This is a genomic window from Halogeometricum rufum, from assembly GCF_900112175.1.
In the GTDB taxonomy this organism is placed as follows: domain Archaea; phylum Halobacteriota; class Halobacteria; order Halobacteriales; family Haloferacaceae; genus Halogeometricum; species Halogeometricum rufum.
In genome coordinates, this window is sequence record NZ_FOYT01000001.1 from 59804 (window position 1) to 82538 (window position 22735).

General features: G+C 68.9%; 27 protein-coding genes. 8 read left to right on the forward strand and 19 right to left on the reverse strand.

All coding sequences use genetic code 11. The features are described 5' to 3' along the window. Window positions 1-26 precede the first annotated feature (26 nt). Window positions 27-530: an amino acid-binding protein gene (locus BM310_RS00310; RefSeq protein WP_089803760.1), complete on the reverse strand. Its 504-nt coding sequence runs from the start codon at window positions 528-530 to the stop codon at window positions 27-29. A 130-nt stretch (window positions 531-660) separates the two neighbouring features. Between BM310_RS00310 and BM310_RS00315 the strand changes: the two genes are divergently transcribed. After that, a complete protein-coding gene (locus BM310_RS00315) occupies window positions 661-1584 on the forward strand; it encodes a prolipoprotein diacylglyceryl transferase (RefSeq protein WP_245778404.1) in 924 nt (307 codons plus the stop codon). A 72-nt stretch (window positions 1585-1656) separates the two neighbouring features. On the opposite strand, the gene hisB is transcribed toward BM310_RS00315, so the two are convergent. Further along, entirely contained in the window at window positions 1657-2268 is a 612-nt protein-coding gene (gene hisB / locus BM310_RS00320) for an imidazoleglycerol-phosphate dehydratase HisB (RefSeq protein WP_089803761.1), read from the reverse strand. A 63-nt stretch (window positions 2269-2331) separates the two neighbouring features. After that, a complete protein-coding gene (locus BM310_RS00325; protein WP_089803762.1) occupies window positions 2332-3090 on the reverse strand; it encodes a glucose 1-dehydrogenase in 759 nt (252 codons plus the stop codon). 198 nt (window positions 3091-3288) lie between these two features. Here BM310_RS00325 and BM310_RS00330 point away from each other — a divergent pair, with 198 nt between their 5' ends. Next, window positions 3289-3498: a hypothetical protein gene (locus BM310_RS00330; RefSeq protein ID WP_143105081.1), complete on the forward strand. Its 210-nt coding sequence runs from the start codon at window positions 3289-3291 to the stop codon at window positions 3496-3498. A gap of 143 nt (window positions 3499-3641) precedes the next feature. Here the strand turns inward: BM310_RS00330 and BM310_RS00335 are convergent, their stop codons facing one another. After that, a complete protein-coding gene (locus BM310_RS00335; protein ID WP_089803764.1) occupies window positions 3642-4196 on the reverse strand; it encodes a hypothetical protein in 555 nt (184 codons plus the stop codon). Continuing rightward, a complete protein-coding gene (locus tag BM310_RS00340; RefSeq protein WP_089803765.1) occupies window positions 4193-4861 on the reverse strand; it encodes a DUF7344 domain-containing protein in 669 nt (222 codons plus the stop codon). The genes BM310_RS00335 and BM310_RS00340 overlap by 4 nt, the downstream gene beginning before the upstream one ends. Window positions 4862-5197: 336 nt before the next feature. On the opposite strand from BM310_RS00340, the gene BM310_RS00345 reads away from it, so the two are divergent. The 4 genes from BM310_RS00345 to BM310_RS00355 all read left to right on the forward strand — a co-directional run bounded on the left by BM310_RS00345 (window position 5198) and on the right by BM310_RS00355 (window position 9299). Next, the gene (locus BM310_RS00345) at window positions 5198-5731 is read left to right on the forward strand and encodes a DUF1102 domain-containing protein (RefSeq protein WP_089803766.1); all 534 of its coding nucleotides are present in this window, start codon (window positions 5198-5200) and stop codon (window positions 5729-5731) included. A 319-nt stretch (window positions 5732-6050) separates the two neighbouring features. Beyond that, window positions 6051-6680 (forward strand): DUF1102 domain-containing protein, encoded by a 630-nt coding sequence (locus BM310_RS20800; protein ID WP_143105082.1) that lies wholly within the window; start codon window positions 6051-6053, stop codon window positions 6678-6680. Between the two features lie 135 nt (window positions 6681-6815). Next, window positions 6816-7985 carry a signal peptidase I gene (locus BM310_RS00350; RefSeq protein WP_089803767.1) on the forward strand — a complete coding sequence of 390 codons (1170 nt, stop codon included), beginning with the start codon at window positions 6816-6818 and terminating at the stop codon, window positions 7983-7985. A 156-nt stretch (window positions 7986-8141) separates the two neighbouring features. Then, on the forward strand, window positions 8142-9299 hold the full coding sequence (locus BM310_RS00355) for a DUF5305 domain-containing protein (protein ID WP_089803768.1): 1158 nt from the start codon (window positions 8142-8144) through the stop codon (window positions 9297-9299). 4 nt (window positions 9300-9303) lie between these two features. Here the strand turns inward: BM310_RS00355 and hisA are convergent, their stop codons facing one another. After that, window positions 9304-10029, reverse strand: coding sequence for a 1-(5-phosphoribosyl)-5-[(5-phosphoribosylamino)methylideneamino]imidazole-4-carboxamide isomerase (gene hisA / locus BM310_RS00360; RefSeq protein WP_089803769.1), 726 nt, complete (start codon window positions 10027-10029; stop codon window positions 9304-9306). 239 nt (window positions 10030-10268) lie between these two features. Here hisA and glmM point away from each other — a divergent pair, with 239 nt between their 5' ends. Further along, window positions 10269-11633, forward strand: a complete 1365-nt coding sequence (gene glmM, locus BM310_RS00365; RefSeq protein ID WP_089803770.1) for a phosphoglucosamine mutase — start codon at window positions 10269-10271, stop codon at window positions 11631-11633. A gap of 104 nt (window positions 11634-11737) precedes the next feature. Next, the gene (locus tag BM310_RS00370; protein WP_089803771.1) at window positions 11738-12364 is read left to right on the forward strand and encodes a GNAT family N-acetyltransferase; all 627 of its coding nucleotides are present in this window, start codon (window positions 11738-11740) and stop codon (window positions 12362-12364) included. On the opposite strand, the gene BM310_RS00375 is transcribed toward BM310_RS00370, so the two are convergent. The 13 genes from BM310_RS00375 to BM310_RS00425 form a co-directional block, all read right to left on the reverse strand. Beyond that, complete coding sequence (locus BM310_RS00375) at window positions 12341-12622, reverse strand: hypothetical protein (RefSeq protein WP_089803772.1); 282 nt, start codon at window positions 12620-12622, stop codon at window positions 12341-12343. The two genes, BM310_RS00370 and BM310_RS00375, sit on opposite strands and share 24 nt — an antisense overlap. A gap of 3 nt (window positions 12623-12625) precedes the next feature. Then, complete coding sequence (locus BM310_RS00380) at window positions 12626-13765, reverse strand: DUF7118 family protein (protein ID WP_089803773.1); 1140 nt, start codon at window positions 13763-13765, stop codon at window positions 12626-12628. Window positions 13766-13768: 3 nt separating this feature from the next. After that, window positions 13769-14134: a phosphoribosyl-AMP cyclohydrolase gene (gene hisI / locus BM310_RS00385; protein ID WP_089803774.1), complete on the reverse strand. Its 366-nt coding sequence runs from the start codon at window positions 14132-14134 to the stop codon at window positions 13769-13771. A gap of 136 nt (window positions 14135-14270) precedes the next feature. Continuing rightward, complete coding sequence (locus BM310_RS00390; protein WP_089803775.1) at window positions 14271-14657, reverse strand: hypothetical protein; 387 nt, start codon at window positions 14655-14657, stop codon at window positions 14271-14273. Between the two features lie 88 nt (window positions 14658-14745). Further along, window positions 14746-15705, reverse strand: coding sequence for an A24 family peptidase (locus BM310_RS00395; RefSeq protein WP_089803776.1), 960 nt, complete (start codon window positions 15703-15705; stop codon window positions 14746-14748). A gap of 165 nt (window positions 15706-15870) precedes the next feature. Further along, on the reverse strand, window positions 15871-16035 hold the full coding sequence (locus tag BM310_RS21125) for a DUF7331 family protein (protein ID WP_177232493.1): 165 nt from the start codon (window positions 16033-16035) through the stop codon (window positions 15871-15873). 67 nt (window positions 16036-16102) lie between these two features. Then, window positions 16103-16306 carry a DUF7576 family protein gene (locus BM310_RS00400; RefSeq protein ID WP_089803777.1) on the reverse strand — a complete coding sequence of 68 codons (204 nt, stop codon included), beginning with the start codon at window positions 16304-16306 and terminating at the stop codon, window positions 16103-16105. 75 nt (window positions 16307-16381) lie between these two features. Then, entirely contained in the window at window positions 16382-16726 is a 345-nt protein-coding gene (locus BM310_RS00405; RefSeq protein WP_089803778.1) for a HalOD1 output domain-containing protein, read from the reverse strand. Window positions 16727-16814: 88 nt separating this feature from the next. Next, window positions 16815-19376, reverse strand: coding sequence for a bacterio-opsin activator domain-containing protein (locus BM310_RS00410; protein WP_089803779.1), 2562 nt, complete (start codon window positions 19374-19376; stop codon window positions 16815-16817). Between the two features lie 146 nt (window positions 19377-19522). After that, a complete protein-coding gene (fer, locus tag BM310_RS00415; protein WP_089803780.1) occupies window positions 19523-19912 on the reverse strand; it encodes a ferredoxin Fer in 390 nt (129 codons plus the stop codon). A 112-nt stretch (window positions 19913-20024) separates the two neighbouring features. After that, window positions 20025-21179: an inorganic phosphate transporter gene (locus BM310_RS00420; protein WP_089806898.1), complete on the reverse strand. Its 1155-nt coding sequence runs from the start codon at window positions 21177-21179 to the stop codon at window positions 20025-20027. A 70-nt stretch (window positions 21180-21249) separates the two neighbouring features. Next, window positions 21250-21381: a hypothetical protein gene (locus BM310_RS21805; protein ID WP_281246514.1), complete on the reverse strand. Its 132-nt coding sequence runs from the start codon at window positions 21379-21381 to the stop codon at window positions 21250-21252. Beyond that, the gene (locus BM310_RS00425) at window positions 21378-22688 is read right to left on the reverse strand and encodes an O-acetylhomoserine aminocarboxypropyltransferase/cysteine synthase family protein (RefSeq protein ID WP_089803781.1); all 1311 of its coding nucleotides are present in this window, start codon (window positions 22686-22688) and stop codon (window positions 21378-21380) included. Before BM310_RS00425 ends, BM310_RS21805 begins: the two co-directional genes overlap by 4 nt. Window positions 22689-22735 lie beyond the last annotated feature (47 nt).

Genomic DNA, 22735 nt, shown 5'->3' on the forward strand with positions numbered 1-22735 from the left:
GGCCGGGGCGGGTCGACGAGGGGCCGTCAGGCGATGCTGATTCGCCGGACGAACGAGAGTTCCGAGAGTTCGTTCAGCAGGTCACCGGGCAGGGGTTCCTCCGTGACGAGGTAGAGTTTCGGGTCGTCGGTGAACTCGGGGTCCTCGCTGATGGTCTGGCGGATGGAGATGTCGTGGTCGGCGATGCGAGAGGTTATCTCGGCGACGATACCGGGCGCGTCGGCGTCGGCCACTTCGACGGTCAGGACCGAGAGGTCCAGCACGGGCGCGAGGTCCATCAGGCTCGGAATCGACGAGATGTTCTGGAAGATGCGGCGCAGGTCCTCGTCTTCGAGGATGGCGCTCGTCGTGGAGTCGACGACCCGGCGGTCGACGCCGATTTCGCGGGCGATGCCGGTGTTCGGTATCTCGATGCCGCCGGAGACGACGCGGCCCTCGTCGTTGACGGAGAACCCCCGTTCGAGGAGGAGGCGGATGACCGCCTGTTGGCTCGGACTCCCCTCGAACTTCCGCATTATCTCGTCGAACATTCCTCGCGGGGAGATAGACGCCGGGAGTCATTAATGCACACGTTCGACGCCGTTGCTCGCCGGACGCCGAAGCCGTCCCCCACTGACGCCGGCGGCAGGGTTTAACCGCGTTCCGAGAGACGACTCGCGTATGCCCATGCGTCAACTGCGCACCTGCGACTTCTGCGGCGACGACGCCGCCGGAATCTACGAGGTCCTGCCCGCGGAACTGTCCCCGACGGAGGCCGAACAGCGTCGCGTCGTCCTCTGCGACGACTGCTTCGGCACGCTCGAAACGGTCGTCAGCCCGCTTCTCGCCCGACTGGGTATCGAAGAGACCGGCGGCGACTCGGGCGCCGAACGACGGAGCGCCTCGCCCGAACCCGTCCCGGCGGCTTCGGAGTCGGACGAACGCGAGGGTGGAGAGCGACGAGAGCGCCCCCTCGACCCCGCGGCGACCGACCGGTCGACGGACGAGACGCAGACGACGACTGCCGCCGGTGACGAGGGAGACGCCTACGTCGACGCCGAGACCCTCACCGGAGAGGACGCGGACGCAGCGACGACCGGCGCCGAGGACGGAGAATCCGCGGAGGCCGCCGCCGAGGACTACGAGGTGGAGGACGCCGCCGCGGACGCCGAGGAACCGCCCAGAGCGCACGCCGACGCGGACGACGCGCCCGGCGGCGACGACGCGTCCGACGGCGACGGGGACGCCACCGACGACGCGGACGCCGAAGTCGACGAGGAGGAACCGAACGCCGACTACGAGGTGGACGACCCGGACCGGAAGCAGGACGCCGAGGATCCGGCCGAGGACTACGAGGTCACCGAGGAGGAGACGGGCGAGGGGGGCGACGACGACGGCGCGGAGTCCGTCGGGTCGGAGCCGCCCAACTTCAGGAAGGTGATGCGCCTGTTGAACAACCGGGAGTTCCCGGTGGACAGAGCCGAGATAACTGACATCGCGAGCGGAGCCTACGACTTGGACCGGAGGCAGGTGGACGACATCATCGACCACGCGGTCCAGCGTGACGTGTTGGCCGAGGACGACGGCCAGTTGCGCAAGGCCTGAGCGCCCGGAGACCCGCGACGGGCGGCGTTCGCGGCGGGGCGGGCCGCACCCGCGTCGCCGCGGCGTGGGCGTTCAGAGTTCGCCTTTCGTGCTGGGCGTGTCGCTCCGGCGGGGGTCCACGCGGGTGGCGTCGTCGAGCGACCGGGCGAGCGCTTTGAACAGCGCTTCGACCTCGTGGTGGGCGTTGTCGCCGCGCACCTCCGCGTGGAGCGCCAGGCCGGCGTGCATCGCCAGCGAGTAACCGAAATGCCGCGCCATGTCGCTGGTGAAGTCGCCGATGGACTCCTGGGAGAACTCGCCGTCGAACGCGAAGTGCGGTCGTCCGCTCACGTCCACGACGACGCCCGCGACGGCCTCGTCCAGCGGAACCTGCCGGTCGGCGTAGCGGACGATGCCGCGCTTGTCGCCGAGGGCCTCCGCGAGGGCGTCGCCGAGGACGATGGCCACGTCTTCGACGGTGTGGTGGTCGTCGATGTGCAGGTCGCCGTCGCACTGAACCGTCAGGTCGAACAGGCCGTGCTTGGCGAACGCTTCGAGCATGTGGTCGAAGAAGCCGATGCCCGTGTCGACGGCGGCGTCGCCGTCGCCGTCTATCGTCAGCGTCACCTCGATGGTCGTCTCGGCCGTCTCGCGGGAGACGGCGGCCGTCCGCGACGTGGCGTCCGCGTCGGCGTCGTCGCTCATACTCGCGTGTCGGCGGCCGCCGGTATCACGGTTGCGCTCTCGGCGACGAAAAAGGACGCTCGGTCACTGGGCGACGTACCCGCCGTCGACCGGCATCGGGACGCCGGTGACGAAGGACGCCTCGTCGGAGCAGAGCCACACCACCGCGGCGGCTATCTCCGACGGGTCGGCGGCGCGCTTCATCGCCTGGGGCGCGACGATTCCCTCCATGGCGGCGTCGTCGCCGCCCGTGAACCGCGAGACCATCGGCGTGTCGACGACGCCCGGACAGACGGCGTTGACGCGGATGCCGTCGTCGGCCACCTCGACGGCGACGGACTTCGTGAGTCCGACGACGCCGTGTTTCGAGGCGTAGTACGGGCTCAGGTCCGCCGCGCCGACGAGGCCCGCGATAGACGCCGTGTTGACGATGGCGCCGCCGCCGCGTTCGCGGAGCGCGGGAATCTCGTGTTTCGTGCAGAGGAACACCCCGCCGAGGTTGACGTCGACGACGCGCTTCCAGTCCTCGAACGACTGGTCGGTTATCGGCCCCGGCGTCCCCTCGATACCCGCGTTGTTGAACGCGACGTCGAGGCCGCCGAACGTCGAGACGACGTCGTCGACGAGGGCCTTCACGCTCTCCTCGTCGCTCACGTCGACCGCGAAGAACTCCGCCTCCCCGCCGGCCTCGGAGACGAGACGTACCGTCTCTTCGCCCCCTTCCTCGTCCAGGTCCGCGACGGCAACCGTCGCCCCGGCCTCGGCGAATCGAAGCGCCGTCGCCCGTCCGATACCCGACCCAGCGCCCGTCGCGAGCGCGACTTTACCGCTGATTCCGTCCATTGAACTCACCGGTGACGTTCGTCACCGCCGCTAGAAGGCGCCGGGATAGCATATCGATTCCGCAGAAATACCCGAGATACCCGTATATATGGCAGTTTTTCTCGGATTGGGAGCCGAATCGTGCGTTCTTCTCGGTCGTCCGGTCGGGTCGTTACCTCGCCGCTCGCCGTCTGACGCTCGTCTGCCGGAGATTCATGGATGTCGGCTTCCGACGTAGGAGACACCATGGGCGTGAAGGGAGCGGTACTGGCGCTGTACACGCTCGGACTCGGGTGCCTCCTCCTGTTCGAACAGTCGGGGACGGGGACGGCACTCGGCGTCGCACTCATCGCACTCGTCTCGACTGCCGTCGTCGCGAAACTCACCGCGCGCGGCCCGACCGGCAGAAGCGGACGCCGCGACCTGTGACCGCGACACCGAGGGGTCGGAAGGCCGCCCGGTAGCGCGCCGCGAGTGCGTGGCGTGGAGAGGCGGCCACGCCCGCGTTTCGCCCGACTCGTCGCCCACGCGTCCCGTTCTCGGTCGTCGTTCTCGCGTCCCCACGGTACCCCTCACGCCTCGCAGGGCACCGGGCGGGTGAACGCTATCCTGACGTCTTCGCTCTGGACGACGACGCGGACCCTGTCGTCGCAGGCGACTGGCGTGAGGGTGGCCGTCGCCTCGTCGTCGACGACGACGCGGTCCGAGACGGTCCGTACGTCGCCGTCGCGGGTGCCTTCGACGCTCACCACGGCGACGAAGCCGCCGAGGTCGGGCACCCGGTTCGTGACGGTCACGAACAGCGTGCGCGCCGTCGGCGCGGCGGCCGGCAGCGACTCGCCGCTTCGACCGACGGCTCCGTTCGCCGCCGGCGTCCCGTTCCGAACGTCCGAGGCGACCCGCGTTCCGTTTGCGGCCGGCCGGGACCCGTTCGCCCGGACGCTGGCGTTTCCGGGACTGGGTCGCTCCCGTTCGAGACGCATCTCGACGCCCACGTACGCGCTCGCGTCCGAGGCGACGGTTCCGGTCACCCCACGGTCCGCCTGCGTCGCGCTCAGACTCCCCGTCGGTATCGCCGTCAGGACCACGATACCGGCGGCGACGAGGAGTATCCCCGCTCGCCTCATCGGTCGGTCGCCTCCGGCGGCGGGCCGTCGTGCCCGACGTGCATCCGCGTCCACGTGTCGTAGGCGAACACCGCGCTGGACGTGAGCGACGTCACCGCGACGAAGACGGCCAGCGACTCGTGGGAGAGTCCCGAGAGCACCGGGACGCCCACGAGCGAGCCGAACACGACGGCCGAGAGTATCGAGGAGACCAGCAGCAGGTACGGCCCCCAGGCCAACTCACGACCCGACGTGGTCTCCAGATAGATGTTCACCGCTTCGGCGCGGTCGGTGAGTTCGACGACGCTCTCCTCGCGGTCGAACTCGACGAAGCCGAGGTCCTCCAACTTCGGCGCGTGGAACTGCGACAGCGACGTGTGCACGTTCTTCCGGTCGGCGTACGACAGGCTCTCGGCGTCGATTCCCCGCTCCCACGCCGTCACCTGCGCGGAGAGGTCGGCCAACTCCACCGGTTCGTCGGCCCCCTGCTGTTTCAGGTAGTGGATGACGAACCGGCGACGCTGGTTGCTCAGCGCCTCGAACAGCGCCTCGTGCGTCGGCTGTCGGTCGTCCCCCCGCGCTCCGTCGTCCGCCTCGTCGTCGTCGGTCACCGCATCCGCGGGCGACGACGACTCGCTCGCCTCGCGATACTGCCCGTTTTCGGTCAGGTGAGTCCCCTCACTCATCGTGACCCCCCTGACGCTGCCCCACTTGTCATCGCAGCCACACCAATGGAACCGGGGTCTTTAGTTACACACCGGGGGAGTCGGCCCCCCGCGTACGAAGGCCGCGTGTGCGCGACCCGCAATCACACCCATCGTTCGATTAAGCCGGCGTGAAACTCAGTTCCGCGGGACGACCGCATCTGTCTGAGAGTCGCCGCGTGCCGACCTGTCGGCGTCGGGACGCGTTTGCGTCGAGCGTGGACCGCGTTCGTCACGCGACGTTCGAACTCTAACAATAGGTTCGGCGAGCGTCGACGGAGGTGAGCGCCGCGAACGCACTCGCGGGGCGGACACACCATGCAACGACGAACGTTCATCGGGGGACTCGGGGTACTGGCCGCGGCGGGGAGTGCGGTGTTCGGCACCGCCGCCGTCTCGAACGTCACGGCGGAGCGAAACATCACCGCCAGCGTCGCGGGCGACGGCAGCGCGTATCTGGAGATACGCGAGGGCGCCGCCAACGGCTTCGCCGTCGAGAACTTGGACGGCGCGTTCCGCCTGAACTTCGCGAACGACCCGGACGGCGGCAACGGCCTGAACGAGGACGCCGTCAGTTCGTTCGACGACGCGTTCCGCATCAACAACACCGGCGACGAGACGCTGGCGGTTCACATCGAGGACGGGAAGGACCGCATCGAGTTCTACTTCGGCGAGGACGCAAGCGACGGGGACTACGGCAACGACACCACGGTGACGACGACCCTCGAACCGGGCGACGACCCGTTGATGGTCGGCGTCCGCATCGACCTACGGGACGTGGCGGCGGCGGGCGTGTTCGCCGGCGACGACGACTTCACCATCGTCGCCGAGGACGTGGACGACAACGCCTGAATCGCCGACCCCCTCTTTTTCGAATCGCGTCAAGGCGGCGAGCGTTCGCTCGGCTTTCGAACCGAATCGGGCCGTATCGAGGGAATACGCGGGTTTAATCCGACGTGAAGGTTCGGCGACCGGTCGCCTCTCGTGGGGGAGGGGTCCGTTTGCGGGGGACCAATCGAGGCGAACGGCCGGGCGCGGAGTCGGTTGGCGGCGCGCCGGGAGCGCGTTCGTCAAGAAATGTTCGAACTGTAACAATATGGCGTCCGGTCCACGTGGGAAGTGAGCACGACGGGTCGCGGTGGCCCGGGTGCGACAGGAGACAACTACGACAATGCAACGACGAAAGTATCTGGCCGCGTTGGGATCGCTTGCCGCCGGTGGGGCGGCGATGACTGGGACTGGGGCGTTCGCATCCGTTCGAGCAGAACGGAATCTGAATGTTAGCACTGCTGGGGATCTCAGTGCCTACCTAGGTCTCAAACCGACTAGCGAATACACAAATCTCGATAATGGGAAACTCAATATTGAATTTTCAGGAGGTAACGGGGAAGGTGGACAGGGCCTGAATAAGAACGCAGATACTCTGTTCGCGAACGTATTCAAAATCGTTAATCAGGGTACGAATACAATAAGAGTCCAACTTGGCGATGATGATGACCAGAGTTCATTAATTGGATCGCTTCCGGACGGACCAATGGCCGTATTCTACTCATTTAGCGGTCTCAGCTCGCCGAATGTGTCGAATTTCACGCCCTTTGACGCAAGTCCGGCCCCCAGTTACTACCCCAGTTCAGACGTTACTAATCAAGATCTGTCACCGGGTGATGAAATGTATGTTCACATGGGGTTCTACCTAAACGCCGATACTCAAGAACTGGGCGGTGCCTCGACCAATATCGTTGATGTTCCCGACGATATCGGGATTTATGCTGATTCGACGCCTGATTCAGACGGATTATAGAAGTCGAACTCACTACCCGCATATTTTAATTGGATAGCCGTCGAGGAGAAGAACTGCCAATTACGCAGAGATCACACCATCGATAACTACAAAGATAGATGAACTATCGTAAAATATTTGTAATTTTCTAAATCGATGAATGTAAACCAGATATTTCACGACAGCTTGAAACTTCTTGCTCTCTGCTTGATACTCGCTCTCCTCGTCGGCGCCGCCCTCGGCCAACCAGTCCTCCTCGGCTACGTCGAAACCGGCTCCATGTCCCCGACGATGGAACCGGGCGACGGCTTCGTCGCCGTCCCCTCCGCCCTCACCGACGAACCCGAGGCGGGCGACGTCGTCGTCTTCCGCGCGGAGGAGATACAGGGCGGCGGCCTGACCACCCACCGAATCGTCGGGGAGACGCCACAGGGATACGTCACCAGAGGCGACGCGAACCCGTTCACCGACCAGGACGGCGACGAACCGCCGGTGAAAGAGGCGCAGATAGTCGCCGAGGCGTGGCAGGTGGGCGGGAACGTCGTCGTGATTCCGCAGTTGGGCACCGCAGTGACGGGAATCCGCGGCGCCGTCGAGACGGTGCAACGGACCGTCTCCTCGCTACTGGGGACGCGCGCCCTCCTCGGCCCGCAGGGACTCGCGTACCTGTTCTTCGGCGCGACGGCCCTCTACTACCTCGTCGGCGAACTCCGCGGCGACGGGCGGGAGCGTCGGCGTCGGGAGACGAACCGCGACGGGGGTATCGACCCGCGCCTGTTCGCCCTCGGCTTCACCCTCCTCCTCGTCGGCGGCGCGACGGCGGCGATGGTCGGACCGGCGGGCACACAGCAGTACGGCGTCGTCAGCGCGGAGTTCGACTCCGAGCGACCGACGGTGATTCCGGCGGGCACGTCCGCGAACGTCACCTACGCCGTCGGCAACGGCGGGTCCGTCCCCGTCCACGTCTTCCTCGAACCCGCCAGCGAAGGCGTGGCCGTCCACCCCGAGGAACTGACCGTCGACGGCCGGCGCGTCGCCAACGCCACGGTGACGCTGTCGGCGCCGCCGCAGACGGGGTACTACCGCCGGTTCGTCACTGAACACCGCTACCTCGCGGTGCTTCCCCACTCCGTGACGGAGTCGCTCTACCGGGTCCACCCGTGGGCACCAATCGTCGCCATCGACGCTCTCCTCGGCGTGCCGTTCTACCTCCTCGCAGTCGCTCTCGTCGGCACTGGACGAGTGCGGAGTCGGAGTCGGAACCGAGCGGTGCCGATGCGGCGGCGGATTCGACGGGCGGTGCGGGGCCTGTACGCCCGCGAGTGACCGGCGCGCTCCAACGTCACGCCTGTAACGAGACCTGAAACTACGTTACCCACGACGTTACTATCGTGTTACTCTCTCGACAGACGAGCGATGTCTGACTGGGAGATTCGGGCACGGGGAGTGATAACAGGCAACTTCGCGCTGGTGGTCGGGTGTATGCTCGTCCTCGCCGCGGCGGGCGGGTGGGTGACGTACGCGACTCACGTCGACCCGGGGACGCACGTCGAGGAGCGTCCGGGAGCGTGGTGGGAGACGACGGCCGAGTTCGGCCACGCCGCGACGGTCACAGAACCGAACCCGGTGTACCCCGTCGGCGCCACGCTGACGGACCGGTCGGCGTACTACGGTGCCATCGCGCCGCGACTCGACGGCAACTTCACGTACGGGTACGCCGCCAGCGAGGGCGGGTCGCTGACCCTCCGCGTCGACGCGGACGTGGTGTTGCAGGCCGTCGAGCGGAACCAATCCGGGGCGGTCCAGACGCGGTACTGGCAACGGACGCGGAACCTCGGCGAGTCGGAGGCGCGCGGCGTCGCACCCGGCGAGTCCGTCCGCGTCCCGTTCTCGTTCAACGCCACCGAACTCGCACGCGAGACGGACCGGATAGACGAGGAACTGGGGGCGTCACTGGGCGAAACCGAAGCGCTCGTTCGCACCACCGTCACGCTCACGGGGACGGTGAACGGGGAGTCCGTCGACCGGACCGAGCGGTACGCCCTGCCCGTCGGACTGGGGAACGCGTACACCGTCGAGGACCCGGGGCCGACGACCGACCGGCACGCGCCGACCCGGACGGTCACCGTGCCGAACCGGTACGGACCGGTGCGGCAACTCGGGGGGCCGGTGCTCCTCGGCGTCGGACTGGGCGGCGCCGTCGGACTCGTCTGGGCGCGCCGGCGGGGCCGTCTGGCGCCGCCGACGCCGGCCGAGACGGAACGGCTCTCGTTCCGCGAGGCCCGGTCGGAGTTCGACGAGTGGATTCACGCCATCGACCTGCCCGCCTCGGCGTTCGAACGCCCCCGCGCGGAGGCCGAGTCGCTCGCGGACCTCGTCGACTTCGCCATCGACACGAACAGCAGCGTCGTCGAGGACGCCGAGGCGGGGACGTACTACGTCCTCCACGACGGCTACCTCTACACGTACGCCCCGCCGGCGTTCGACCGTCCGGACGACGGCACCGGTGACGGCGAGAGCGGCGGTGCGAACGGCGACGGTGACGGGGAGAGTGACGCGATGGACGGCGGAGAGCGCCGACCGGACGACGCCTCCGAGTCGGCGACGGCCGCGTCGGCGGACGGAGAACGGTCGCCGTAGCGCGTCAGACGTCGTTCGCGTCGCGGAGCGTGAACGCGCCCTCGTACAGGGCCGTCCCGACGACGGCGGCGGCCGCGCCCGCCTCCTTCAGCGCCCGGACGTCGGAGAGCGAGGCGACGCCGCCGGAGGCGACGACGGGGATGTCGACGGCGTCGACGACGCGGCGGGTCACGTCCGTCTGGACTCCCTCTAGCTTCCCCTCCACGTCCACGTCGGTGAACAGAATCGCGCCCGCGCCGAGTTCCTCGTAGCGCGCCGCGGCCTCTGCGGGGTCCAGTCCCGTCCCCTCGGTCCACCCGGAGACGACGACTTCGCCGTCCCGCGCGTCGAGGCTCACCATCACGGAGCCGGGGTGCGTCTCGCTTATCTCGGCGACCACGTCCGGGTTCTCCACGGCGGCCGTCCCGAGGATGACGCGTTCGACGCCGAGTTCGAGGAGTTCGCGGGCGTCCGCGGCCGTCCGGATGCCGCCGCCCAACTGGACGGGCACGTCGACGGCGGCGACGACGGCTTCGACGGCGTCGGCGTTCTGGCGTTCGCCCTCGAACGCGCCGTCCAAGTCGACCAGGTGGAGCGTGGACGCGCCCTCGTCCACCCAGCGTTCGGCGGCCGCGACGGGGTCGCCGTACCGTTTCTCCGTGCCGCGTTCGCCCTGCACCAACTGGACGACTTCGCCGTCCTGCATGTCTACCGCCGGAATCACCTCGAACGTCGGGAACGCCTCTGACATGCGAGAGCGTGGGCGCCCGGCGCGCCTAAAGTCACCGAAGGCGGCGGGGCGGGGGCGGTGACGGCGACGGCGGCGGGAAGTGGGTGGTGACGGCGACGGCGGCGGGAAGGGGCGGTGACGGCGGACCGAGCGGAGTCGAACGACGGACGGCGACGAGTCGGACGCGACGGGTGCGAACGAAACCCGCCGGAGGGTACGATTCGCAACCGCTTTGATGCCGGGCGAATCAGCAACTGGTAATGAAACTGTTCGGTTCGAGCGGGACCCGTGGCGTCGTGGGGGACGGCCTCACGCCCGAGTTCGTCCTGCGCGTCGCCAAAGCGGCCGGGACGGTCTGGGGGTCGGACCGTGCGGTGGTCGCGCGCGACACGCGAACGACCGGGGAGATGTTCTCGAACGCCGCCGCGAGCGGTCTCACCAGCGTCGGCGTGGACGTGGACGTGCTGGGCGCCGTCCCCACGCCCGGCGCGGTCCGCTACTGCGGGGCCGAGGAGGTTCCGGCCGTGGTCATCACGGCCTCTCACAATCCGCCGGAGTACAACGGCATCAAACTCGTCGGCGACGACGGCGTCGAACTCGCCGTCGCCGACCTCGAACGCATCGAGGACCACGTCCTCGCCGAGGAGTTCGCCACCGCGTCGTGGGACGAGGTGGGCGAGATTCGGCACGTCGACTCGGCGAACCGCGAGTACGTCGAGGACCTCCTGACCGCCATCGACGGCGACGCCATCGCGGACGCGGACCTGACCGTCGCGCTCGACCCCGGCCACGGCGCCGGCTGTCTCACCAGCCCCGACTTCTTCCGCGAACTCGGCTGTGAGGTCGTCACGGTCAACGCCAACCCCGACGGCCACTTCCCCGGCCGCGAGTCCGAACCCGTCGGCAGCAAACTCGGCGACCTCTGCCGCCTCGTGAAGGCCAGCGACGCCGACGTGGGCATCGCGCACGACGGCGACGCCGACCGGGCCGTCTTCGTGGACGAGGCGGGCGAGTTCGTCGCCGGCGAAGCCTCGCTGGCCGCCCTCGCCGCCGCCCACCTCGACGAGGGCGACACCACCGTCGCCGCCGTCAACGTCTCCCAGCGTCTCGTGGACGTCTGCGACGACGTCGGCGCGAACCTCGAACTGACGCCCATCGGCGCGACGAACCTCATCACGCGGATTCGCGACCTGTGGGCCGAGGGCGAGTCCGTCCCCATCGCGGGCGAGGGCAACGGGGGGATATTCTTCCCGAACTACCGACTCGTGCGCGACGGCGCCTACACCGCCGCGAAGTTCCTCGAACTCGTCGCCGACCGGCCGGTGAGCGAGGTCATCGCCCCCTACACCGACTACGTGAACGTCCGCGTCAACCTCGCGTACGAGGACGAGGCGGAACTCGAAGCGATGCTGGAGGCGGCCCGCGACTACGCCGAGTCCTCGGAGGCGACGCCGAACACGACGGACGGCTACCGCCTCGACTACGGCGACGCGTGGGTGCTCGTTCGGCCCTCCGGCACCGAACCGAAGGTGCGCGTCTACGCCGAGGCCCGCGATGAGGGCCGCGCACGCGAACTCGCCGGCGGCGCCGAGGCGGCCCTGCGCGCCGCGATCGACGACTCCTGAGAGGGGCCACACCGCACCCGGACCGAGCCGAACCCGGCACTCGGCGGCCGACGGAGTCTGTCCGGTCGTGTCACCTTTTACGCACGAATCCGTCTAGCGCCGTGATGCAGGGTCCCGTGACCGTCCGCCCCGTCGCCTCGTTCGCGGAGTACTGCGACGCCATGCGGACGTGGCGTCTCGCGTGGCGCGCCGCGTTCGACCACATCCTCCCGGCCGCGTCGCTGCCGGCCGCGGACGTACCCGCCGACCGACTGGACCGACTCGAAGCGGCGTACGAGGACGTGACGCTCCACGACGACGTGTTCGTCGCCACGGCCGCCGGCGCGGGGGCGGCCGGCGCAGACTCGTCGCCCGCCGCCGCGAACTCGCCGCCCGCCGACGCCGACACCGGTGTCGTCGGGTTCGCACACGCCGTCTGGGACGCCGACCGCACGGAGTCGTTCGTCCCTGCCGACGATGCCGAACTGCGCGCACTGTACGTTCGCCCCGACGACTGGGGCGACGGCGTCGGCTCCGCCCTCCTCTCGCACGTCGAACGGGCCGCCCCCGCCGACGGCGACGCGCGGCGACTCGTCCTCCAGACGTTCGCCGACAACGAGGACGGCCGCGCGTTCTACCGCGCCCGCGGCTTCGATGCGGTCGGCGAGGGCTCGTACGAGGTGGACGACGAGTCGTATCCGACGGTGGTGTTCGCGAAGTCGCTGCGGCTAGAAACTGAGGAGGCCGAATAGGCAGACCACCGCGCCGAGGGCGAGGAGGGCGACGCCGCGTTCCACGGAGACGTCCTCGGCCGGGTCAGCGGGCATCTCGGGCCGTTCCTCCGGCGGGAGCAACCACGCCATCGGCGCGTCGTCGACGCCGGTCACGTTCTCGGCGGGGTCGTCCGGTCGGTTCACGCGGGCGACGGCGCGCCGCAGTTCGAGCGCCCGCGCGCCGTAGTAGAAGCAGGCGAACCCGGAGAGCAACGCGAGGACGCCGACGGCGGACATCGGTCAGCCGCCGTCCTCGGAGAGCGCCTCGGCGAGTGCGTCGCGGGCGTCGCGGAGTTCGGCCAGGTCCGACTCGACGGCGCCCGAACGCAGTCGCTCCAGTTCGTCGTCGGTGAGTTCCGTCCGCGCGCGCGTCGCCGTCCGGAGTCGCTCGTAGTCGTCGCGGCGAGTCAACTCGCGGACCCGTCGGAGCGCGGCTATCGTCTCCTCGTCGGCGAACCGCGACAGCACGGAGACGAGTTCGTTCGCCCGCCGGCGAAGCGTCTCGGCGTCCGGCGGCGGCGACGGCACGCGGAGGGGGCCGGCGTCGAGGCGTTCGAGGTACGTCCGGTGGACGGCGACGGACGTCTGGAGCATCGCCGGGTCCTCGGCGTAGTGGTCGAGTTTCGACCCGGTGTAGTCGGCGTAGTCGAGGAGCGTCGGAATCGGTTCGTCGGCGTCGGGGCTCTCGCGGGCGAACTCGCGCAGGTCCCGCGGCGGCGAGCGGAACTCGACCAGCGGGTACCACTCGGCGGCCTCGACCACCGACAGCACCTCGCGGATGGACGCCGACGACTTGAACGACCGGAACTCCTCGGTCACGCGTTCGTCGTACGCCTCGATGGGGTCGCGCAGGCGTTCGACCGGCGCGTCCACGTCCGCCTCGCCGAGTTTCACCAGTCGTTCCAACTCCTCGATTCGGTCGTCGAGGTCGTTCAGGAGGAGTTTCGCGTCGCGCCGCGCCTCCGTGAGAGCGTCCGTCGTCTCCGTCCTGCGGTCGAGGCGGTCGACGTACGCCGCGGCCGGTTCGAGGTCCGCGCGGGCCCCCTCGAAGTCGCGTTCGCGGAGGCGACGGCGGTCCATCCGGTCGGCCGCCGCCTCGAACGCGTCGCGGTCGGGCAGGTCCTCCGGCAGGTCCTCGACGAGTCCGAGGAACTTGTCCTGGAACTCGACGTACGCCTGGAAGTCGCCGGTACCGACGGCGGACTCCTCGTAGTCGTCGAGGAGGCGAGTCGCCTTCCGGTAGGCGTCGGCGGCCGCGACGACGGACTCCTCGCCCGTCTCCGCGATGGCCGCCTCGGCGTCGTCGCGGTCAGCGCGCGCCGCGAGCAGTCGCTCGCGCAGGTCGTCCGCATCGTCGGCGTTCGGCGTCTCGTCGGACATCGGTCAGTAGACGTCGTCGGGGTCGAACACTGTCTCGCCCACCTCCTCGCCGTCGACGGTGCGGTAGAAACACGAGCGGTGGCCGGTGTGGCACGCCCCGCCGGTCTGGTCGACGAGGTACAGCAGGGTGTCCGCGTCGCAGTCCACGCGGACCTCGCGGACCGACTGGGTGTGCCCGCTGGTCGCGCCCTTCTCCCAGAGTTCGTCACGACTGCGGGAGTAGTAGTGCGCTCGGCCCGTCTCGCGCGTGCGTTCGAGCGCCTCGGGCGAGACGTACGCGAGCATCAACACTTCACCGGAGTCGGCGTCCTGCGCGACGGCGGGGACGAGTCCGTCGTCGCCGAAGTCCACCTCGACGTCCTCGGTCATCGACTCGAATCACGGCGTAACCGCCGATATGTCTTGTGTCACGACGACGCGCGGTCCACGCTCGCAGTCGCCGCCCAGTCGTCCCCTCGTCGCCGCCCTGCCGTCCCCTCGTCGCCGCGCCGCCCGCGGGCCGCCGTCAGTCCGCCGACGCCGACGACTCCGCCGCCTCCTCGGAGCGCTCGACCGACCGCCGGCCGAGGACCATCCCGATGCCGACGGCGAAGAAGACGGCGCCGAAGACGAGGACGACGAGGGCCCAGCGGAGCGAGTCGGGCAGTTCGACGCCGGCGTTGACGATGCCGAACGAGACGGCGACGAAGAGGACGGCGGGGAGTCCGTCCGCGAGGGAGGCCCCGTCCGAGTCGCCCGACCACGCCTCGCGCTCCCGGAGGAGGAGGGCGCACCCGCCGGCCCAACAGACGCCGGCGTTGGCCGCGAGAAGCGGGGCTGAGGAGAGCCAGTACGCGACGGCACCGCCGAGAAGACCCCCGAGAATCCCGGCGGCGCGGGTGCTGCGCGACATGGCCTCGTGTGGTCGCCCGACCGAGAAAAGTGAGTCGCCCGCGGCGGCCGGCCCCACCGACGTGCCGACCGACCCTTCGACGCGGCAGTCAGACCAGACCGAGTGCGCCGACGATACCGAACACGATGTCGCCGTAGGTGAACGCGACGACGGTACCGAGGAACATCGGGACGATGAACGGGATGCCCGGCGAAATCCACACCGACTCGCGCGTCGTCACCACCTGCAGGCCGTCGCGGAGTTTCTCCGGCGTCGTGCCGTACGCCGTCGAGTCGATGTCCGCTAAGAACGCCTCCGCGCCCCACGGGTCCGCCTCGGCGACGGTGCCGCCGTCGACGGCCATCCCGTCGCCGACGGCGCCGTCCGTCGGGTCGTGCGTCTCGGTGATGCTCGTCGGGTCGCGGTGCCTGTCGGGGTGTTCGCGGAGTTCCGACAGGCTCGTCCCCCGCCAGCGGAGGTACATCCGCAGGGCGTCGATGTCGAGGCCGTTGCGGGTGTAGCCCGTCGTCGTCTCGAACAGGCGGCCGTGCGCCGTCGACAGCGACGAGACGGGGATGCGGCGGCCGAGGAACATCAGCGGCAGTTCGACGGTTCCCTCGAGGAGGTTCCGCGCGGCGAGGGCGAGCGGATAGCCCACCGCCAGCACGACGGTGTTCGTGAGGACGGTCATCGAGAACACGCCGAGCGTCGTCCTGACCGTCGGGAGTGACAGTCCCGGCAGGAGATACTGCGGAAAGGTCGGCAGGAGGACGGCGATGGTGATGAGCGCTTTCGCGTCCGCCCCGCCGAACCCGCCGAGTCGCCAGAACAGGTACGAGAGGGGCGCGACGAACAGGAGGCTGATTCCCACGCGGAGGAAGTAGAGTTGGTCGGCGGGCCTGAACGCCAGGTGAGACAGCGAGTCCCACGCGAGGAGGAGGACGCCGAGAACGACGAGCGGATACCACACGACTGAGGGGACCCGTCGCGTCTCGACGTCGCGCCACGCCGCCCACCCTAACAGGGGGACGATGGCGAGACGAAGGATGTCGGGTACGGACGCGAACATAGTGGGCGAAGGAGTCCGGGGGGAGTTATCGTTTTGGAATTCTGAAACGCGCCGGACAGGAACCGGAGGCGTCGGGGGAGCGACCGGGGGACGCGACCCGGCGGGCGTCGTCGCGTTCGCTCGCGGTGTCGCGTCCGGTCGCGGGTCGACCCGTGCTGCGTCGCGTCACCGTTCGACGGCGACGGTGTGGGTGGACTGGAGCCACGCCCGGTGGTTCTCGGCGTCCTGAACGATGCAGACGGTGGTGCCGTCGTCGTCGTACTGGATGAATCTGTAGCGGCCGCGGTTCGTCGCGTTCGATGCGGGTTCGGTGTCGGTGTCGGTGGGCATGGATGGGTGTGTGGTGTCGGCAGGTGGTACGTCGGGAGTCGGTCGGCGGGGGGTACGTCGCGGACGGTCAGTCAGCGTCGTCGGTCCACGCGACTCTGCAGTCCTCGCTGCAGAACAGGTAGACCGTCGAGGGGTCGTCCGGGGCAGTCGCGGCGAGGTGGCGGCGGGAGGGGTCTATCTCGGCGGCGCAGGTCGCACAGCGCTTCAGATACGTTCCGTCGCGGGGGTGCTGCGACGCGTCGGCGATCTCCTGGTCGGGTGAGTCTGTCACGGGAGATCGACCTCCTACCTCGTCACCCGGACGCGTCCCACGCGCGGGGAACCCGCGTCGGCGGTCCGCCTCGCGTTATCGGTAGTTTGCATCGTATCGGTCGCCGGCCGCCGAGTTCGCGTCGGTGCCGAGCGAGATGGGCTGGTCGACGTCGGCGGGCGTGGGCGCGCGCGTCACCGAGACGCTCCCGTCGCTGTCGACGGCGACGCTGCAGCCCTCGTAGCGGAACGTCAGGTAAGCGTCGTGTTCAGCCGTTTCGCGGGCGGGACCGAACAGCGTTTCGAGAGCGTCCGTCTCGACCACGTTCCCCAACGGGTCGAGTTCGAGCGGCGGGGTGTTCGTCAGGTCGGAGACCGTCTCGACGATAGTGAAACAGAGATCCTCTTCGGGGCGTACGGTGACGTTCTTTCGCTCGTTCATTGGGTTACATCGTTCCGTACGGACGAAGCGGGCATGTTCCTGTGGCGTATATAGATAGAGTCCGCCCCGACGGGAGGTGTATATTGATTCAGGCGTCGGGGTCGTCCGTCTCGTCGCTCCCGAACACCAGCGAGAACAGTTCGTGCTCTCCCTTTCGGATGTGTCGGTTCACGGTGGGCTGGGACACGTCGAGAATCTCGGCGACCTCTCGCCCGGTCGCCCGCCGCGGCCAGTCGAAGAAGCCGGCGACGAACGCCGTCCGGAGGACCTCCTCCTGCCGGTCGGTGAGTCGCTCCCGGTAGAGCGCGCGGAACTCCGACTCGGTCTGAATCGGCCGGTCGAGTTCCCGGCGCGCGACGAGTTCGACGCCGTCGTACGCTTGCAGGAACATCTCCAAGAACGCGCGGATGTCGCCGGTGCGCGGGAGTTCGACCGTCAGCGTGGCTCTGTCGGCCGTCGCCGTGAACGCCGTCGGGTGCGCGCCGTAGCCGAGGAGCGTCGCGAAGAAGCTCTCGTCTTCGAGCGTTGCCTCGTACAGGTAGCCGTCGTCGCGTTCGGCGAGGAGGTTCGCGTCGCTGATGTACGGCATCTGAGTCGCCTGCGACAGGACGGTGTCGGGGTCGACGCCGTCGACGACGAAGAACGAGCGAATCGTGCCGTCGCCCTGTTCGACGAGGGCGTCGAGCGAGAACCGCCCCTCGGTGTCGGCGACGTGCGTGACCGGCGGAACCGACGGGTCGTCGATGCGGAACTCCAGTTCGACCGCCTGGTCGCCGACGAGCGCTTTGCGCCGTTCCAGCGCGTTGATGGCGAACCCGATGGTCCGGCCCAGTTCGCCCAGCACCTCCACCTCCAGTTCGTCGAAGACGCCGGGGCCCCCCGCGTAGAGGTTCAACACCCCGTACAGCGTCTCTTTGTACACGAGCGGTATCGAGATACCCGCTCGGAGGCCGCGCTTGAGCGCCTGCGCGCGCCACGGTTCGAAGGGCGGGTCGGTGTGGAAGTCGTTCTGTACCTGCGGTTCGTGCGTCCGGAGTGCCCGACCTGCGGGCCCCCGACCCGTCGGTTCGTCGGCGGCGGCGGTCACCGTGATGTCGTCGAGGTAGCCGCGTCCGACGCCGGCCGACGCCACGGGGACGAGTTCGCCGCCCACCGTCTCCTGTTCGCCGATCCACGCGAAGCGGTACGGCTCCGCGTTCGCCAACTGCGTGCAGACGACTTCCTCTATCTCCTCGCGGGAGGTGGCCTCGGTCAGCGCCCGCGTCATGTCGCGGATGACGTCGTTGATGCGGTTCACCCGTTCGAGCGTCTCCGTCCGCGCCTCCAGTTCCGCCGTCCGTTCGCGGAGGCGTTCCTCCCGGTCGGTCCGCTCCAGCGCCGCCCTGACGTTGGCGACGAGGATGTTCGCGAGGACGACGTCCGTCTCGGAGAACGCGTTCGGCTCCGTCTCGCCGGTGACGAACACGCCGTACTTGCCGATGGGGAGGAGGATGGCGCTGCGGAGCGGCGTCTCCGAGACGTCGCGTTCGGCGGGAAGGTCGTCGAACGCCGCGCTGGAACTGGTGGCGTACACCTCCCACGGCAGGTCGGCGTCGGATGCGAACAGCGACCCCTCACCGACGAGGTTCGCCGCGGCCTCCGTCCGCGCAGTGACGACGAGTTCGCCGCGCTCGTCGTACAGTTTGATGTCGGACACCGGGAGGTCGAGCGTCTCGGCGGCCGCGCGGACGGCCAACTCGCTCACCTCCTGTGACGTCTCGGCCGTCGCCAGCGCCTGCGCCGTCTCGTTGAGCGACGCCAGTTGCGCCTCCCGGCGTCGGCGCTCGGAGATGTCGCGGACGACGCCGACGCGGCCGGACTCACCGCCTCCCAGCGGAAACGACGAGATGTTGGTCTCCACGGGCACCTCTCCCCGCGGCGTCTCCAGCGTCGTCTCGTACGTCACGTCGCCGCCGTCCGCGTTCGCCGATTCGAGCAGCGCGTTCACCTCCTCGTGAGTCTCCTCGCTCGTCACCGCCGTCGCGTGCGCGCCGACGAGTTCCGTCCGTGGGCGGCCGACCAACTCGACGAACGCCCGGTTGACGGCGACGAACCGACCCGCCTCGTCGAGGACGTACAGGCCGTCGCGGACGGTCTCGACCATCGCCTCGTACCGCTCTAACTCCCGTTCGCGACGCTGTCGGTCGGTCGAGGCGGGCGCGTCGCCGGCGGACCGACGGTCGTCGGGCGCGTCCGCTTCGGGCGCCGCCGAACTCGGCTCGGTCGCCGAGGCGACGACGTGGTCACCGAGGACCGAGACGTGGTCGGCGCTCCCGTCGTGGACGTACGCGTCGATGCCCGCGGCGCGCGCCCGCCGGAGGAGGTCCGGCGAGTGCTCGTCGCCGTACAGAATCGTGGCGGCCGAAGGCGACCGGTCGCGAACCGTCGCGAGGTACTGGACCGCGTCGACGCCGTGGAGGTCGGCGCGGACGACGACGCAGTCCCGCGGTTCCGCGGCGAGTGACCGGTCGGCTGCCGCCCGCGACGGGACGGTGTCGAGGGCGACGCACGGATGTGTATCTCGGAGCGCCGAGCGGACGGACTCGGCGCGGTCGGGGTCCGAATCGACGTAGAGCGTCGAGATGGGGTCGCTGTTCAGGGGGGATGCCACGACGGGGTATCAACAGCAGACTTGTGACGGGGACCTGATAAGCGTCGTGGGCGGTCGGTCGAACGGCGGTGCCCGTGCCGACGGTCGACGCGAAAGAAAAATTCGAGGCTGTGTCGCTCGCCTGCAGCGTGCGACGCGAGAGCGTCTTAGATGACGCGGTTCTGGAGGTAGTCGAGGTGCTTCGCGTTGTAGACGATCTTGACCTCGTCGGTCTCCGGCGAACCGATGCAGGTGAGACGGACGTTCTTGTCAGAGACCTCCTCGTCGGAGAGAATCTGCTGCATGTCCATCTCGATTTCGCCCTCTTTCACGATGGCTGCGCAGTTCGCGCAGGCGCCGGCGCGGCACGAGAAGGGCCAGTCGTAGCCCTGTGCCTCCGCGGCTTCGAGGATGTACTCGCCCTGGTTGACTTCGAGAGTGCCGTAGTCCTCGTCGCCGAGGCCGGCGTCCGCTGCGTTCTCGAAGAGGTCGTCGTCATCCATGTCCCAGCCGTTGTCGTCGAGTACTTCGTAGTTGAGGTATTCTACCGTGGGCATCACCGTTCGGTTCGCGACCCATGCCATTAGACTTTGCTGTTTTTCCCGCGCAGTGATCCGATTTCAGACGCTCAGCGGCCGAAATCGTGCGAACTAGTACCGTGCGAGCGGGTCAGATGGGGGACACGGAGAACAGCGCGTAGGAGGCGAGGGCGGACAGCGAGGGCGTGAGCAGCCAGAAGAAGATGACCCGTCCGGTCGTCCCGGGGTCGAACAGGTCGGAGCCGGCGAGGTCCGTCTCCTCCTCCTGTCCCATCGGCGGCACGTCCTCGCGCGTCTCCGTGGTGAGCGCGTTCACGGACATCTCGGGCGTCTTGCCGCCGAGCGCTTCGCCGATGGTGACCGTCCGGGTCGCCCGGCCCCAACCGAGCCCGACGATGCACATCGTCGCCGAGACGGCGAGACTCGCCGGGATGCCGATGTACGAGAGGAAGGCGATGAGCGACGCCGAGACCGTCTCGACGATGAGGGCCGCGAGGATGGGCAACTCCGTAAGGTCGTTGCCGACGGTGTCGAGCGTCCGGCGGGCGATGGTGAACGCGCCGAGGCCGATGGCGCCCGCGCCGAGGAGGATGCCCTCGTTGATGCCGAGTGCGCCGTTGCCGACCAGCGGTGCGACGGCGTTCGCGGCGTTCGACGCGCCCGCCGAGTACGCCATGTAGCAGGCGATGGCGACGACGAGGACGGTGCTCCCGGCCTCGCGCGGCGTCGTGTTCGGTCCGAGCGTCGGCGTGGGGAACCCGTCCCGGTCGAGTTCCACCAGCGGCCCCGGCGAACTGTCGAGTTTGAGCGTCGCGTCGAGGTACGGGTAGACGTACCGGCCGACCATCGCGCAGATCCAGAACGCGATGACGGGGGCGACGATCCACCACGAGACGATTTCGAGCATCACGCCCTCGTCGAGCGTTCCCGTGGCGACGCCGAGGCCGGCGATGGCGCCGACGGCGGTCATCGAGGTGGAGGCGGGGACGCCGAACGTGTTCGAGATGAGGAGGGCGAGGCCGACGAAGAAGAGGACGGCCACGCTCGCGGCGAGGGTGAACTCGCTCTGCGGGACGATCTGTCCGCCCATCGTCTTGATGACCTCGCGGCCGGCGGTCCACGCGCCGAGGAGGGCGAACGCCGTCATGAGCGTCGCCGCGAGCAGTTTGCTCAGGAGCCCGCTCCCGACGGCCGGACCGAAGGCGACGCCCGTGGACGACCCGCCGATGTTGAAGCCGACGAAGGCGGCGACCAACAGACCGACGACGAGGAGTATTTCGACCACGGACGCACGTTCGGCGGTGTAGTGGATAAGCGTCATCATCCCGCTTCGGCGGCGTCGGACGCGCCGCCGGTCACGCGCCGACGGCCGACCCGACGAGCGAGAGGGCGGCGTTGGCGACGTTCGACGCCGCCGCGAACGCCGTGGAACGACCGGTCGCGGCGACGAGGAGCGAGCCGCTCGGGTCGTCGTCCGGCGCGTTCACTCCGTCGCCGCCTCGATGGCCTGCGACAGGTCGGCGACGATGTCGTCGGCGTCCTCGACGCCGACCGAGAGGCGGACCATGTCGGGCGTGACGCCCGCGGCGACCTGTTCCTCCTCGGTCAACTGCTGGTGGGTCGTCGAGGCGGGGTGGATGACGAGCGTCTTGGCGTCGCCGACGTTGGCGAGCAACGAGGCGAGTTCCACCTCGTTCACCGTCTCGCGGGCCGCCTCGTAGCCGTCGGCGAGGCCGAACGTTATCATGCCGCCGTAGCCGCCGTCGAGGTACTCCGACGCCTCCGCGTGCGTCTCGTGGGACTCCAGACCGGGGTAGTTCACCCACGACACCGCGTCGTGGTCCTCGAGGAACTCCGCGACGGCCATCGCGTTCTCGCAGTGCCGGTCCATCCGCATCGGGAGCGACTCCACCTTCTCCAGCGTGTTCCACGCGTCGAACGGCGACTGGGCGCTCCCCAGGTCGCGCAGGCCGCGGGCGATGGCGGCGTAGGTGAACGCCGCGTCGCCGAACCGTTCCGAGAAGTCGACGCCGTGGTAGGCGGGGTTCGGCTTCGCGATTTCGGGGTAGTCGTCGGCGTACTCGGCCCACGGGAACGACCCGCCGTCGACGAGGACGCCGCCGATGGTGGTGCCCGCCCCGTGAATCCACTTCGTCGTCGACTCCCAGACGAGGTCCGCGCCGTGTTCGAGGGGGCGGCAGAGGTACGGCGTCGCGAACGTGTTGTCCACGAACAGGGGGACGCCGTTGTCGTGGGCCACCTCGGCCAACTTCTCGAAGTCCGGCGTGACCAGCGCGGGGTTGCCGATGGTCTCGACGTGGACGAACGCGGTGTCGTCGTCGATGGCCTCGTCGTAGGCGTCGTAGTCCAGCGTGTCCACGAACTTCGTCGTCACGCCGCGGCGCTCGACGGTGTGCGTCAGGTAGGTGTACGTCCCGCCGTACAGCGACGACGAGGAGACGATGTTGTCGCCCGCCGAGGCGAGGAGGAACGTCGCGAGGTCGAACGCGGCCATCCCGGACGCCGTCGCCGCCGCGCCGACGCCGCCCTCCAGCGAGGCGAGTCGCTCCTGCAGCATCGCCACCGTGGGGTTCATCAGCCGCGAGTAGATGTAGCCCTCCTTCTCCAGGGCGAACTGGCTCGCGGCGTCCTCGGCGTCGTCGAAGACGTAGGAGGTGGTCTGGTAGATGGGCGGCGCGCGCGAACCCGTCGCGGCGTCCGGTTCCTGTCCCGCGTGGAGACTCCGCGTGCTGAAGCCGGGCGTCTCGGTATCGTCGTCTGCGTCGTCGGACATACGGTGCACGACGCACGAGGCGGTGTTAAAACGGGCTGTCGGCTGCA